The sequence below is a fragment of the Acidobacteriota bacterium genome (assembly GCA_026707545.1).
GTDB lineage: Bacteria > Acidobacteriota > Thermoanaerobaculia > Multivoradales > Multivoraceae > Multivorans.
This window is the reverse complement of the sequence record JAPOWR010000004.1, coordinates 51141-65304: the sequence shown is the minus strand read 5'-3', so window position 1 is coordinate 65304 and position 14164 is coordinate 51141. Positions and strand designations below refer to the sequence as shown.

The 14164-nt window shown below is 64.6% G+C and carries 11 protein-coding genes; 3 read left to right on the top strand and 8 right to left on the bottom strand.

The genetic code is table 11. From position 1 onward, the window contains the following. Nucleotides 1–8 precede the first annotated feature (8 nt). Together OXG83_15170 and OXG83_15165 are read right to left on the bottom strand one after the other, a co-directional pair. Entirely contained in the window at nt 9–413 is a 405-nt protein-coding gene (locus OXG83_15170; protein MCY3966375.1) for a cobalamin-dependent protein, read from the bottom strand. After that, nucleotides 410–2014 (bottom strand): acyl-CoA mutase large subunit family protein, encoded by a 1605-nt coding sequence (locus OXG83_15165; GenBank protein ID MCY3966374.1) that lies wholly within the window; start codon nt 2012–2014, stop codon nt 410–412. The genes OXG83_15170 and OXG83_15165 overlap by 4 nt, the downstream gene beginning before the upstream one ends. Nucleotides 2015–2153: 139 nt before the next feature. On the opposite strand from OXG83_15165, the gene OXG83_15160 reads away from it, so the two are divergent. After that, the gene (locus tag OXG83_15160; GenBank protein ID MCY3966373.1) at nt 2154–3230 is read left to right on the top strand and encodes a hypothetical protein; all 1077 of its coding nucleotides are present in this window, start codon (nt 2154–2156) and stop codon (nt 3228–3230) included. A gap of 11 nt (nt 3231–3241) precedes the next feature. On the opposite strand, the gene OXG83_15155 is transcribed toward OXG83_15160, so the two are convergent. Then, nucleotides 3242–4735 carry a sulfatase-like hydrolase/transferase gene (locus OXG83_15155; protein MCY3966372.1) on the bottom strand — a complete coding sequence of 498 codons (1494 nt, stop codon included), beginning with the start codon at nt 4733–4735 and terminating at the stop codon, nt 3242–3244. Nucleotides 4736–4788: 53 nt separating this feature from the next. On the opposite strand from OXG83_15155, the gene OXG83_15150 reads away from it, so the two are divergent. Together OXG83_15150 and OXG83_15145 are read left to right on the top strand one after the other, a co-directional pair. Then, nucleotides 4789–6750 carry a PQQ-binding-like beta-propeller repeat protein gene (locus tag OXG83_15150; protein ID MCY3966371.1) on the top strand — a complete coding sequence of 654 codons (1962 nt, stop codon included), beginning with the start codon at nt 4789–4791 and terminating at the stop codon, nt 6748–6750. A gap of 70 nt (nt 6751–6820) precedes the next feature. Beyond that, nucleotides 6821–8410 carry a tannase/feruloyl esterase family alpha/beta hydrolase gene (locus tag OXG83_15145; GenBank protein ID MCY3966370.1) on the top strand — a complete coding sequence of 530 codons (1590 nt, stop codon included), beginning with the start codon at nt 6821–6823 and terminating at the stop codon, nt 8408–8410. A gap of 18 nt (nt 8411–8428) precedes the next feature. On the opposite strand, the gene OXG83_15140 is transcribed toward OXG83_15145, so the two are convergent. From OXG83_15140 to OXG83_15120, 5 genes are all read right to left on the bottom strand, one after another. Further along, nucleotides 8429–9607 (bottom strand): ABC transporter substrate-binding protein, encoded by a 1179-nt coding sequence (locus OXG83_15140; GenBank protein ID MCY3966369.1) that lies wholly within the window; start codon nt 9605–9607, stop codon nt 8429–8431. Further along, the gene (locus tag OXG83_15135; GenBank protein MCY3966368.1) at nt 9604–11388 is read right to left on the bottom strand and encodes a long-chain fatty acid--CoA ligase; all 1785 of its coding nucleotides are present in this window, start codon (nt 11386–11388) and stop codon (nt 9604–9606) included. Before OXG83_15135 ends, OXG83_15140 begins: the two co-directional genes overlap by 4 nt. Before the next feature lie 113 nt (nt 11389–11501). Continuing rightward, the gene (locus tag OXG83_15130) at nt 11502–12305 is read right to left on the bottom strand and encodes an ABC transporter ATP-binding protein (GenBank protein ID MCY3966367.1); all 804 of its coding nucleotides are present in this window, start codon (nt 12303–12305) and stop codon (nt 11502–11504) included. A gap of 7 nt (nt 12306–12312) precedes the next feature. Beyond that, nucleotides 12313–13074 (bottom strand): ABC transporter ATP-binding protein, encoded by a 762-nt coding sequence (locus tag OXG83_15125; protein ID MCY3966366.1) that lies wholly within the window; start codon nt 13072–13074, stop codon nt 12313–12315. Next, nucleotides 13071–14147, bottom strand: a complete 1077-nt coding sequence (locus OXG83_15120; protein MCY3966365.1) for a branched-chain amino acid ABC transporter permease — start codon at nt 14145–14147, stop codon at nt 13071–13073. Before OXG83_15120 ends, OXG83_15125 begins: the two co-directional genes overlap by 4 nt. Nucleotides 14148–14164: the final 17 nt, after the last annotated feature.

Genomic DNA, 14164 nt, shown 5'->3' with positions numbered 1-14164 from the left:
CTGTGGGCTCAGGACGTCGCGGCGCCGGCCGCCAAGTTTCTGACGGTATCGATCATGTCGGTCATCGCGCTACCAGAGCCGAACACTGCCGCGACACCCTTGTCGAGCATCTTCCCGGCGTCCTCCTCGGTAATGACCGAACCACCGAGAACCACGGGCACGTCGAGGTCGTTCTGTTTCAGCAGCTCGAGTAGTTCGGGTGTGTAGTACAGATACTCCCAGGAATGAGAGCTGATGCCGATGACATCCGCGTCTTCTTGCATGGCAGCCTGCACGATGGTCTCCGGGGTGTTGAAGCAACCGGTATAGATGACCTCCATACCCTGGTCGCGAAGCATCCTGGCGATGCCAACTGCGCCCAGTTCGTGCTGGTCCATACCCAGCACGCCGACCAGCACACGAATCGGACTCACTGCGCACTTCCGATGGGCGACTCGAGATAGCCGTAGGGGTCATAGGGCGTGCCCCAGGCTTGACGGAGAATGCCGGCGATCTCACCCATGGTCGCCCCGGCCAGCGTGCACTCGAGCACCGCCTCCAGCATGTTCTCGTCGGTCTGTACGACGTCGTGCAAGCGCTGAAGCGAGTCCAGCAACGGTTTCTGATCGCGCTTGTCGCGGTAAGCCGATACCTCCTCAACTCGATCGAAGAGGGGTTCGATCTTCTCCTCGCTGATATCCCGCAGCAGCGTGTCCTGCTCGGCGGGCATCTGGTGCACGTTCATTCCGACTTTCAGCACTTCCCTGTCGTGCACCTGCCGGTGGTAGCGGCCCATCGTGCCGTGGAAGAACTGTTTGAAGTAACCACTGCTGACCAGCTCGGCCGGATCGCCGAGCGACTCGATCTCGTTGACCATGTCCAGAATCCTGGCCTCGACCTCATCGGTGAGCGACTCCATGAACCACGATCCACCGAACGGATCCTGCACGCTGTTGATGTTGGTCTCGAGATCGATCACCTGCTGGGTGCGCAGCCCGACCAGATGCGCCTCCTTGCTGGGGGTTCGGTAGCCCTCGTCAAAGGTCGAGATCTCGAGCGCGGTGACCCCGGCCAGTCCGAGAGCGACCGTCTGGACCGCGCCGCGCACGATGTTGTTGGCTGGCTGCTCGGTCGTCAGCGAGAGTCCCGAGGTGTGCACCGCGATGTTGACCGCCTGTGAGCGCGGGTCCTTCGCGCCGAACTCCTCCTTCATCATGCGCGCGAAGATGCGACGCATGGCGCGAATCTTCGCGATCTCCTCGTAGAAGTCCATCGAGCAATTGGTGAGGATGGCGATGCGCGGGGCGAAGCTGTCGATGTCGAGACCGCGTGCGAGAAGCGCGCGCACGATGTGCCGTATCTCGACGAAGCCGAGGGCCGCCTCCTCGACCGCGTTCAGGCCCGCTTCACTGAAGAAATAGGTGTCTTCGAGAAAACCGTGGAATTTCGGCATCTCCCTGCTGCAGAACTCGATGACGTCGCAGGACATCCGCAGGTGAAGATCGAAGGGCATCTTGTACGCATAGGAGCAGTGTTCGGAGTAGAACGGCCACTCGATCACGGAACCGCGGAGCACGCCTGGCGAGACACCGCGTTCCTTCGCGAGCAGATAGAGGCTTGCCACCGTGAACATCGACGGACCGGAACTCGAAATCGACATCTGGTCGAGCGGGATGCCGTCGAGCAGTTGGCGGTAATCATCATGACGACAGAGTGAGACGCCCTGCGTGCCAACGGTGTATCGCGCGAGTGGGTGATCGGGATCCATCAACGACATCGTTGGACTGTCACCGATCACATCGAGACCGGTCTGGCCGAGAGTCATCAGGTACTTGAACTGCTCATTCGAGCGTTTGGGATCGCCTTCACCGGACAACTCGCGCTGAATCCAGCCCCGCCCGGAATAGGCACGGGTGCCGCGGGTAAACGGGTACTCCCCCGGATTGCCGAAGCGCCTGCTGTAGTCGCCATTGGCATCGGAGGGCCCGTAAACGGGTGACAGGTTGATACCCGAGCGGGTCACGTTTTCTTTCATGGCGATCTCTCCCGTGCCGAACTGGCCAGTGAAACACAGGGTTTTCTGGAACCGTACGACTATACTCGAGACGTCGGGCCCGGTGTTAGGCTTGCGGGTTGATGTCACGATTGATCAGGATGCAAGAGAGGAAGGGCGTATGAACGGAGTCGTCCGATCCCTGTCGACCGTCGCGCTCGTGCTCGGCCTGAATCCTGGAATCGCCGCAGCCGGCGACGGGGTGCCGCGCACGGCCAGTGGCCGTCCCGATCTCACGGGGAGTTACAACGCCGCGACGGTGACCCCGCTCCAGCGCCCGGAACGCTACGGCGACAACCTCTATCTCAGCAAGGAGGAGGTGGCGCGGATCGAGGGCAACATGGCTGCGCGAATCGAGGAGGAATCGGAGGCGAGCGACCCGGATCGCGAGGCGCCACCCGAGGGTGGCGACGGATCGGACGGCGGTGCTGGCAACGTCGGCGGCTACAACTCCTTCTGGCTCGACCGTGGCACCGAGGCCTTCGCGGTGGACGGCAGGTTTCGTACCTCGATTCTGATCGATCCACCGAATGGTCGTCTTCCACCGATGACCGAGAGCGCGGCCAGGCGTGCGGCCGCGACCAATGCCAAGATCGTGCGCGGCGACAACGACGGCACCGCATTCTGGCTCGACAGCGACGAGCCCGGACCGTTCGACGGCCCGGAGTCGCTGCTGGCCCAGGAGCGTTGCATCGTGGGGTTCACCGGCGCCGCGCCGACGCTCCCCAGCGGCTACAACAACTACAAGACCATCGTCCAGACCGAGGACCACGTCATGATCCTGATCGAGATGGTCCACGACGCGCGTGTGGTGCGGATGAAGTCCGAGGGACGCGCCGTGGCGCATCTGCCGTCGGAGATCAAGAAGTGGGCCGGCGATTCGATCGGGTGGTGGGAGGGCGACACGTTGGTCGTCGACACGACGAACTTCCATCCCGACGCGTTTCTCCTTGGTGGCTCCACCGAGATGCACGTAGTCGAGCGCTTTACCAAGCTCGAGGACGGCGACGTGCTCTACCGCTTCACGGTGGACGATCCCTCATCGTGGACGGCGCCCTGGACCGGCGAGTATGTGTTGCGTTCGACGACCGGCAGAGTCTTCGAGTACGCCTGCCACGAGGGGAACTACTCCATGGGGAACATCCTGCGCGGCGCTCGCGTGCTCGAGGCGGACGCGTTGGGGAACTCCGGAAACTAGGCCACGGAGCCTCAGAAGAAGAGCTGAACCGTCTGACCGTGAAGCGAGTGAAGAGTTCCGCGATGGTTGATCCAGAGTGGTTCGGCGAGCTCGGCCTCCCAGGCGGCGAGCTCGCTCTCCAGGCGCTCGACGATCTCGGGGTGCTGATCTGCGATGTTGTTGGTCTCCCCGATGTCGGCCTCCAGATCGTAGAGAACGGTGGTCTGACCCATGGGTGAGTGGTCGGGTGGGTATTCCATCGACGGCAGGACCTGGCCCGGTGGCCCGGCAGGGATCTCAATGTCCGTGTTGTTCACTTTCCACATCTTCCACTTGCCCCAGCGGATGGCGAGATTCGGCGCCGCCCGCCAATAGAGGAACTCGTGCGGTGGCTCGCTGGTCTCGCCGCGTAGCTGAGGAAGCAGATCGACGCTGTCCGGGCTATCCGCTTCGAAGCCACTGGCGGCGGTGAAGGTGGCGTAGAGATCGAGAGCGCTAACAGGCTCGCGGTAGACCTCGCCCTGAGGGAGACCCGCAGGCCACTTGAGGATGAAGGGGACTCGATGGCCGCCTTCGAGGTGGTAGCGCTTGTAGCCCGCTAGCGGTGCATTGGTGCAGATCGGCTCGGCCATGTAGTCGATGCACCCATTGTCGGAGAGAAAGACGACCAGGGTGTCGCGCTCGAGGTCGTGCTCGCGGAGGGCCGCGACGACGTCGCCGACGTAGTCGTCGAGCGAGACCACCATCGCGGCGTAGACGCGCGCTCCATCGCCTTCGATGTGCTGCACGCGCTCCATGTACTCGTCCGTCGCCTGCAGCGGGGTGTGCGGAGTGTTGGGGGTCAGCATCAAGAGGAAGCGCTCGTCGGCGTGGCGATCGATGAAGTCGACCGCCCTCTCGGCAAAGACGTCCGTCAGATATTCCTCGACCTCGACCACCTCGAAGCCATCGCGGATGACCTGCGACTCGCGGGTGCGGGTGGTGGGGGCTCTCTCGGCGGGCCACTCGTGGGTGCCTGGAAGTCGGGAGTCGATATAGCTGGTGACGCCTCCCAGGATGCCGTAGAACTCGTCGAAACCGCGGTGGAGTGGATGATAGGGCTCGGGCACCCCTAGGTGCCACTTACCGATCAGGCCGGTGACGTAGCCGGCGTCCTGAAAGTGGTTGGCGACCGTTTTCTGATCCAACGGAAGTCCGAGGTCGTGGTCGGTCGGGTTGTACTCCCAGCCGAAACGATTCTGATACTGCCCGGTGTGGAAACCCGCGCGCATCGGACTGCAAACGGCCGCGGACACATGACCGTCGGTCAGGCGCACGCCGTCGCGCGCCAACTGGTCGATGTGAGGCGTGGGGATCCGCGAGCCGTACACGCCGACGTCGCCGTAGCCGAGGTCGTCGGCGACGATGACGACGATGTTCGGCGGTGGGGGAATCGAGGCCTCCGGCAGCGGTTCAGAAGATTGACAACCGAACGCGGTGATCAGTCCCACGGCGAGTACACAGTCCCGGAATCGAAGTGCCATCATCACCCTGCCTTCTCCTTGGAGCGTGGGGTCGTCGACGCTACACCAGCTATGCTGTGAACGTGGTCAGGACCCTGCTCCTCTCCTGTTGCGCGGCGCCGCTGCTCCTTGCCGCTGTCGCGACCGCCGCGGACACCGACTGGCCCAACTACGGCAACGACGCCGGCAATTCGAAGTACTCGCCACTGGCCCAGATAGACGCCGACAACTTCGATCGTGTACGGGTGGTCTGGACCTGGGAATCGGTCGACACGCAGATTCCGAATCTGCCCGACTCGATCAGACTGAGATCTTTCAAGGCCATTCCCGTTGTCATCGACGGTCGAATGTACGTGAGCACCGCCCTCGGTCAGGTGGCGGCGATCGACGCCGCCTCGGGCAAGCCGCTGTGGAACTACGACCCCCAAAGTTGGGAGGCGGGGCGACCGGCGAACATGGGGTTTCACCATCGCGGAGTGGCGATCTGGCACAAGGGAAAGAAGCGACGAGTGATGATGGCTACCCACGACCGGCGGCTGCTTTCGCTCGACGCGTCGACCGGAAGACCCGATGCCGCTTTCGGCAACTACGGCGCGGTGGCGATGACCAGGGATCTGGGGCGCAAGGTCCTCGAGTCGCGAACCACACACAGCTCGCCGCCGGCGATCTGTCGCGACACCGTGATCGTGGGCTCGATCGTGGCCGATATCGCCACCCATCAAGAGGCGCCGCCGGGCTTCGTGCGCGCCTATGACGCCGAGAGCGGCGCCCTGGCGTGGGTCTTTCACACCATCCCCCAGCAGGGAGAGGAGGGCACGGAGACCTGGGAGAACGAGTCGTGGCGCTACAGCGGCAATACCAATGTGTGGTCGATGATCACCGTCGACGAGGAGCTCGGCCTCGCCTATCTGCCGATCGGCACACCGACGAGTGACCTCTACGGTGGTCACCGCCTTGGCGACAACCTCTACGCCGAGAGCCTGGTGGCGGTCGACTGCGAGACCGGCGAAAAGCGCTGGCACTTCCAGATCGTGCACCACGGCCTCTGGGACTACGACCTGCCACCGCCGCCGAACAGGATCGATCTGATGGTGGACGGCAAGCTCCGGAAGGTGGTGGCGCAAGCCAGCAAGCAGGCCTTCCTCTTCGTCTTCGACGCGGTGACGGGAGAGGCGCTCTGGCCGATCGAAGAGCGTCCCGTCCCTCCGAGCGAGGTGCCTGGAGAGCGCGCCTCACCGACCCAGCCTTTCCCCACCAGGCCCTCCGCCTACGATCGCCAGGGCATCACCGTAGACGACCTGACCGACTTCACCCCCGAGCTTCGGGAAGAAGCCCTCGAGATCGCGAGTGCGTACGAGCTGGCGCCCCTCTACACGCCGCCTCGGGTCGCGGGCGAGGGCAAGCCGGTGATCCAGCAGCCCGGTCCGGGTGGAGGCACCAACTGGACCGGCACCGCGGTGGACCCCGAAAGCGGCATGATCTACGTGCCCTCCTACGCCACCCCGAGATCCGTTTCGCTCACCCCGCCCGACCCCAATCGATCGGATCTGCGCTACGTACCCGACGGCTGGTACGAGCACGTCGAGGGTCCTCGAGGTCTGCCGCTGGTCAAGCCGCCATACGGGCGCGTCACCGCGATCGATCTCGCTACCGGCGAGCACGTCTGGGTCGCGGCCCACGGTGAGGGGCCGCGCAACCACCCGGAGATCAAGCACCTGGGCCTGGATCGGCTGGGCTCCCCGAACCGGTTTGCAGCGCCGCTGGTGACCAGGACTCTGTTGTTCGTCACGCATCATGCCGAGGACACCACCGGCGCCGATCCCCCCGCCACTGATCGACCGGCCGAGATCAGCGTTTACGACAAGAAGACCGGGGCCTACCTGGGCGGCATCGAGCTCCCCGACCGGCCCAACTCCAACCTCATCACCTACGAAGTTGGCGGGCGTCAGTATCTCGCGGTGAGCGTCGGCGGCGGAAGGGAGGCTGCCGAGGACAGCATTCCGGGCGTGGTCGCGCTCGCCCTCGACCCCAGTTCCTGACGAAACCTGGAGCAGTACCGGGAAACTGTCGAACCCAGGCCTCGCTGCAGGCAACAAAGGAGAGACGATGATGCGCACTTTCGAGCGATTCCCGTTAGTTCTGGCGGTGGCGATCGGCGCGATGGGGGTCGAGGCCGGCAGCTTGCGCGCCGCTGAGGAGTGCGAGGCCTTGCCGGCGATGGACTTCACAAGCATTCCTGATGCGCCGACGCAGGCGACGGCGACCCGAATGGTGGAGGCCACCGGCGAGGTTCCCGCCCATTGCCGGATGGATGGGTATGTCACGCCCAATGTCCGGATCGTGCTGGACCTGCCCGACAGCACCTCGTGGAACGGCAAGTATCTGCAGGCGAGCCCTGGTGGCCAGGGCGGCTCGACGGAACAGGAGGCCGGCTGGTGCGATGAGGCCTTGCGGAGAGGCTATGCCTGTCTCACACACGATACGGGGCATTTCGGCATGACAAGAAGGTCCTCGTGGGCCTACAACAATCTCCAGGCGGAGCTCGATTACGGCATCCGCGGTCACCATGTCGCCGCTCTGGCGGGCAAGGCCATCACCGAGCACTACTACGGCCGGGCGCCGGCGTTCTCCTATCATGTGGGCTGTTCCGCCGGCGGGAAGCAGGGAATGGTCCAGGCGAGTCGCTTTCCCTGGAACTTCGACGGCATTCTCGCCCAGGAGCCCGCGAACGTAACGGCCGTGGGCGTGATGATCCTGTGGAACGCCCTGGCATCGTACGACGCGGACGGCCAGCCGCTGTTCACACCCGCCGATCTGGACGTGCTGCACGCGGGGGCCATTGCCGCCTGCGATGCGGACGATGGCCTCGAGGACGGGATCATCGGTGGCGATCCGCGCACTTGCCAGTTCGATCCGGCCGACCTCGCCTGCGCGTCGGGGCAGACATCGGGCTGTCTATCGCCGGTCCAGGTGGAGGCGGCCAGAAAAAAGTACACCGGGCCGGTGACATCGACCGGAGAGAAGCTCAGCAAATACTTCCCGTTCTATCCTGCCTTGCCCGGTTCGGAGAAGGGCAACTACTTCTCCATGGATCTCGAGTCAAGGACCTCGTGGGGGCGGTTCAAGGCGTTCCACCCGGATCCGGGACCGAGCTGGAAGGCGTCCGACTTCGATTGGGACCACGATTACAAGCGCATGGGGATTTCAGATGCGCTGGTGAATGGTTTCAGCAATCCCGATCTACGCAATTTCAGGACGGCGGGTGGCAAGCTGCTGATCATCCAGGGTTGGGAAGACTCTGGTTTGCCCTCGCCGCAAGTCAGCATCGACTACTACGAGATGGCGGAACGCATCATGGGGGGACGAGCCAGCGCCCAGGAGGCGGTTCGCCTGTTCATGATTCCGGGCCGTACCCATTGCTATGGTGGCGTTGGCGCGACCAGCGGCGATTATCTCAGCGCTCTCGAAGCCTGGGTCGAAGAGGGGAAGGCACCCGACATGATCGTCGGCTACCGTCCAGAAGAAGACCCCTCCGGCAGACGGACTGCGAGAGCTTATGTCGAAGCGAACACCGCGGTCCCTGAGAGCTTCAGATTCACGCGGCCCCATTATCCCTACCCGCTGCAGGCGCGATACAAGGGCAGCGGCGATCCCAACGACTATCGGAACTTCGAGCCCGTCGAACCGGAGCGTCCCTGAGATCAGTAAGGGCCCACGTCAGTAGGACAGGTTCTCCGTGACGCGCACCCAGCGTCCGTCCTGTACCTCGGCGAGGAACGACTCGTCCGAGCCGACACGCTTCTCCGGCCCGAAGCTCAGGACCGGGCCGCCGAAGATGTCCTGGTAGTCGTCGATCGACTCGATCGCGGCGACCAGCGAATCGACCGTGAGGTCCGGCCCGGCGTCGCGCAGAGCCCTGACCGTGAAGTCGGCGACCAACCAGCCCAGGAGCGAGCCGGTGTTGGGCTCCTGGCCGTAGCGTTCCTCGTAGTCGGCGAGGAAGTCGCGGACCTCCTGGCTGGGATGATCGGCGTAGGGAAACTCGAACGACGTCATCGCGTAGAAACCGTTGGTCACGCCGCCCTCCGCCTCGGCGACCTCGGACTCGAACGCCGCGATCGGGCCGACGAACTCGACGTCCCAGTCGATCCCCCGTGCCGCCGAGATCGCCAGGATCGTGTCGCCGATGATCGTTCCGAGCACGATCAGATCGCAGTCGGCCTGCCGGAGCTTGAGGATCGCCGCGCTGAAGTCGGTGTCGAGAGGCCTGTGGGCGGTCGAGTCGATGACCTCCCGGCCCATTTCGCCGAGCTGATCGTTCGCGGCGTCGGTCATCTCCGTTCCGTAGTCGGTGTCCTGGGTCATCGTGCAGATGCGCTCCTTGCCCCTCTCCTCGACGAAGTACCTGATGGCGGCGCGCATCTGGTCGTAGTACGTGGAGATGCCGGCGAACTTCAGCCGATGCAGCGGTTCCGCCATCGAACGCGCGCCCGAGAGCGGGAAGATGTTCGGAACGCCCGCCTCGAACTGGCTGGTCATGACGGCGTTGTTCATCGGCGTCCCGAGGGCGCCCACCATGGCGAAGATCCTGTCGCGGTGGATCAGCTTGTTGGCAGCCTGGACCGCGCGAGGCACCTGATATTGATTGTCCTCGACGACGAAGCGGATCTGGCGGCCGTGGATGCCGCCTTCCTCGTTCACGGCATCGAAGATCATTCGCGCCGCGTTGATGCTGCCGACACCGATGGCCGCGGCCGGACCGGACAGGTCGGTGTAGGTGCCGAGCACGATCTCCCCGGCCGTTTCCGAGGTCTCGGGATCGGAGCTTCCGCATCCTGCCAGGACGGCGCCAAGCAACATGCAAGCGACGGTGAGGTAACGGTGTCTATGGGTCATGCCTGCTGTCCTCCGTACATCGAATCGATCAGGGGTCGGTACTTCTCATTCACGAACTTGCGCTTGAGCTTCATCGTCGGCGTGAGCTCGTCGTCCTCGGGGGTCAGCTCCTGGTCGATGAGGCGGAACTTCTTCACCTGTTCAACACGCGCGAACTTCGCGTTGACGGCCTCCACCTCAGCCTGGATCAGCTCGACGATCTCCTCCGCCGCACACAGGCTCTGGTAGTTGGTGAAGGGCACGTGATGATCCTGAGCGTATTTGACGACGTTGTCGTGGTCGATCATCACGAGACACGTCAGGAACTTGCGCTTGTCGCCGATCACCACCGCGTCGGCAATGTAGGGCGAGAACTTGAGCTGGTTCTCGATCTCGCTCGGCGTGATGTTCTTGCCGCCGGCCGTGATGATGATGTCCTTCATGCGGTCGGTGATCTTGAGGAAGCCGTCGTCGTCGATCTCGCCGACGTCGCCGGTGTGGAGCCACCCGTCACGAATCGTCTCGGCCGTCTTCTCCGGCTGGTTGAGGTAACCCATGAAGACGAACTCTCCGCGGATCAGGATCTCGCCCTCCCCGGAGATCCTGATTTCGCCGTAGGGAACGGAGCGGCCGACGGTGCCGGGCCTGATCTCGCCCGGCTGCAGGATGGAGGCGATGCCTGTGTTCTCGGTCTGGCCGTAGCCCTCCACCATGTCGATGCCGAGTGCGAGATACCAGCGGATCAGATCCGGTGAGATCGGCGCGGCCCCGGTGCCGATCCAGCGGCAGCGGTCGAGGCCCAGGAACTTGCGAATGTTGCGCAGCACGAGCGCATCGCCGACGCGGTAGGCGAGTTCCAGGACCGCCCCCGGCTTCTCGCCCGCGAGGTGTTTGTCCGCTCGCTTGAATCCGATCCCTATCGCCCTTTCGTACGCCCACTTCTGCAGGGAGGTGGCGTCGGAGAGGGCGATGCTGATGGCCGAGTAGAACTTCTCCCACACGCGCGGCACCGAGAAGAACAGCGTCGGCTGGATCTCCTGAGCGTTCTCGGGCACCGTTTCCGGATTCTCGACGAAGTTCAGCTTCGTGCCGGTGTAGAGGGAGCCGTAGACGAAGATCCGCTCGGCGATGTGGCACAGCGGCAGGAAGGCCATGCGCTCGTCGTCCTCGTTCTGCGAGAGGACGTGCGGGGCGTTGACGCACTGGAACACGAGGTTGTGGTGGCTGATCATCGCCCCCTTCGGAGGCCCGGTGGTGCCGGAGGTGTAGACGAGGATCGCGAGGTCCTCGGGCTTCGCCAGCTCAAGGCATTCGGCCCAGGCCTCGGGGTGGAGCTCGTCCTGTTCGCGTCCGAGCGCGAGCAGGTCGTCGTAGCTCATGGCCCGCGGATCCTCGAAGTCCCGCAAGCCCTCCATGTCGAAGATGACGATCTGCTCGAGCGTCGGGCACTTTTCGCGCACCCCGAGCACCTTGTCGAGCTGCTCCTCGTCTTCGACGAACATCACCTTGCAGCCCGAGTCGTTGACCAGGTAGTCCACCTGCTCGGCCGCATCCGTCGGGTAGATCCCCGCGCACACACCGCCGGCGCCGAGCACCCCCATGTCGGCGAACATCCACTCCGTGATCGTGTTCGAGAGGATGCAGGCGACGTCGCCCTTGCCGAAGCCGAGCGACCGCAGCGCCAGCCCCGTATGGCGCGCCTTCTCGCCGAAGGTGCGCCAGGAGACGTCCTGCCAGATTCCGAAGTCCTTCTCCCGCATGGCGATGCGGTCGCCGTACTTCTCGACGCGGCTCCAGAACATCGTCGGTACGGTGCCGGCGAAGCTCGTGTCGCGCCAGAACACGAGCTCGCGGCCGTCGTCGGCCGTGCGCGTCTCACGCACGAGATCGGGGTTCGATTCGAGGCCGCCCATGCTCACCTCCAGGTCTTGCGCTTCTTCCACCGGCGGACCCCCCTCGGCATCTGGTCCTTCATGCCGAGGTAGAACTCCTGGATGTCCGGCGAACTCTCGAGCTTCTCGCACGTGTCGTCCATGACCACCCTTCCGTTCTCGAGCACGTAGCCGTAGTGCGAGTGTCGCAGCGCGACGTGGGCGTTCTGCTCGACGACGAGGATCGTCATGCCCTGCTCCTCGTTGATCCGGTTGATGATCTCGAAGATCTGGTGGACCAGGATCGGAGACAGCCCAAGCGACGGCTCGTCGAGCAGCAGCATCCTCGGATGCGCCATCAGGGCACGGCCGATGGCGAGCATCTGCTGTTCGCCGCCGGAGAGCTGGCTCGCCTGTTGCGAGGTCCGATCGGCGAGCGCCGGGAAATAGTCGTAGACGCGCTCGAGATCGTCGGCGATGCGGGTGCGGTCGCGGCGGCTGTAGGCGCCCATCCGCAGGTTCTCGCTCACCGAGAGGAAGGGAAAGACCTCCCGGCCCTCCGGCACGTGGCTCAGGCCGAGGCGCATGACGGCGTCGGGATCGCGACGCGCTATGTCCTCGCCAGCGAAGAGGATCTCGCCCGTCTGGGGATCCATCACGCCCGAGATCGTGCGGAGGATGGTCGTCTTGCCGGCACCGTTGGCGCCCAGAACGGCGACGATCCGGCCTTCGGGCACCGCGAGGCTGACGCCGCGGATCGCCATGATCGGACCGTAGTAGGTCTCGACGTTCTTCAGTTCGAGCAGCACCTCCGCGGCGGGCTCCTTTTGAGTCTGCGGTTCCACCATGCCGGTCTCAGTCCGCTCCCAGGTAGGCGTCGACGACGGCGGGGTTCTTCTGCACCTCCGCGGGGCTGCCCTCCGCGATCACGCGACCTTCGTTGAGGGCGAGCACCCGCCCCGCCACCCGGCTCACGAGACCCATGTCGTGCGCCACCATGACGACCGTGACGCCGAGGTCGCGGTTGATGTCCTCGATCCAGAATCCCATGTCCTCGCTCTCCTCGGGGTTCAGCCCGGAGGTCGGCTCGTCGAGCAGCAGCAGCTTCGGCTCCAGGCAGAGCGCGCGGCCCACCTCCACGACCTTGCGCACCCCGTAGGGCAGGTTCGCGATCCTCTGCTCGCGGTAGTGGGCGAGCTCGAGGAGGTCGATGACGTCTTCCACGCGGCGCCGGTGCTCGAGCTCCTCCCGCCTCACCGCGGGGAGGAACAGGAGATGGGACAGCGCCGTCGAGCGCCGGTGGACATGACGGCCGATGAGAAGGTTCTGCAGAACGGTGGCGTGCTCGAAGAGCTCGATGTTCTGGAAGGTGCGCGCGAGGCCGAGCGGCGCGATGCGATGCGCTGGCAGCGAGGTGATGTCGCGGCCCGCGAACCGAACGCTCCCGCCGTCGGGGGAGTAGATGCCGCTCACCAGGTTGAAGAGCGTCGTCTTGCCGGCTCCGTTCGGTCCGATGATGGCGAACACCTCGCCCTCCTCGACCTCGAAGCTCACGTCGTCGACGGCACGGATGCCCCCGAAGCTGATCGACAGGTCTAGGGCGGCGAGGTAGCTCACCTCAGTCGCTCCGTGCGCAGGTAGGTCTTCTGGCGCCGGTGGGTCGCCCGGCGATAGAGCGGGAACAACTGGAAGTAGCTCTTGATCTTGAGCCAGCGGCCGAAGATGCCCTGGGGCTCGAAGAGGATCACCAGCACGAGGATGAGGCCGAAGATGCCCGGCTCGAGGCCGGGAGCCTGCGCGATCTGCGGCGGCAGCGTGTCGCGGGCGATGGCGAGGAGCTGGGGCAGGAAGCCGATGAAGAGAGCGCCATAGATGACGCCCCGCATCGAGCCGACCCCGCCGACCACCACCATCAGGAGGAGCTGCAGCGAGATGAGGAACGTGAAGGCGTCGGGCGAGAGATAGCCGAGGCGATGCGCGAAGAGAGCGCCGGCAAGGCCGGTGATGCCGGCGCTGAGAGCGAAAGCGAAGGTCTTGTAGACAGCCAGGTTGATGCCGACGCTCTCCGCCGAGATCTCCGAGTCACGGATGGCGACCATGGCCCTTCCCGTCGAGGACCGCAGGATGTTGAGCGCCGCGAGGAGCGTCACGACGAGCAGCGTGAGCGTCACGTAGTAGTGCTGCCAGCCCTGCGTGAGCGGCATCCCGAAGAGGCTCGCCTGCGGAACGGCGAGGCCGCGAAAGCCCCCGGTGAGCCACTCCGCGCGCGAGATCGTCTGCTCGGTGAGCATGGCGAAGGCCAGGGTGGCGATGGCGAGATAGATACCCGTCATCCGGAGCGCGATCCACCCCCCGCCGGCGCCGACGAGCGCCGAGACCAGGACCGCCGCGACGATCGAGAGCAGGAACGGCAGACCCGCGCCCAGAAGGAGCGAGTGGGTATAGGCGCCGATCGCCAGAAACGCCGCGTGGCCCAGGCTCACCTGGCCTGTGTAGCCCACGAGCAGCATCAGGCCAACGCCGGCGATGGCGTAGATCATCACCAGGTTGAGCTCGCCCAGATAGAAGGTGCCGAGCGCCGCCGGCGCCGCGGCGGCCAACACCAGGAGCAGGCCGTACCAGAACCGGTCGCCACCGTGCTTGAGGTGGTCGATGTCCTGGTTGTAGTGGGTTTTGAAGAGGAACCGCATTCGATGCTCGCCGGCCG

Bases quoted from the DNA above. Each gene is read 5' to 3' on its own strand.
- OXG83_15165 (MCY3966374.1), bottom strand. From the start codon at position 2,014: ATGAAAGAAAACGTGACCCGCTCGGGTATCAACCTGTCACCCGTTTAC.
- OXG83_15160 (MCY3966373.1), top strand. From the start codon at position 2,154: ATGAACGGAGTCGTCCGATCCCTGTCGACCGTCGCGCTCGTGCTCGGC.
- OXG83_15155 (MCY3966372.1), bottom strand. From the start codon at position 4,735: ATGATGGCACTTCGATTCCGGGACTGTGTACTCGCCGTGGGACTGATC.
- OXG83_15145 (MCY3966370.1), top strand. From the start codon at position 6,821: ATGCGCACTTTCGAGCGATTCCCGTTAGTTCTGGCGGTGGCGATCGGC.
- OXG83_15140 (MCY3966369.1), bottom strand. From the start codon at position 9,607: ATGACCCATAGACACCGTTACCTCACCGTCGCTTGCATGTTGCTTGGC.
- OXG83_15135 (MCY3966368.1), bottom strand. From the start codon at position 11,388: ATGTTCTGGAGCCGCGTCGAGAAGTACGGCGACCGCATCGCCATGCGG.
- OXG83_15130 (MCY3966367.1), bottom strand. From the start codon at position 12,305: ATGGTGGAACCGCAGACTCAAAAGGAGCCCGCCGCGGAGGTGCTGCTC.
- OXG83_15120 (MCY3966365.1), bottom strand. From the start codon at position 14,147: ATGCGGTTCCTCTTCAAAACCCACTACAACCAGGACATCGACCACCTC.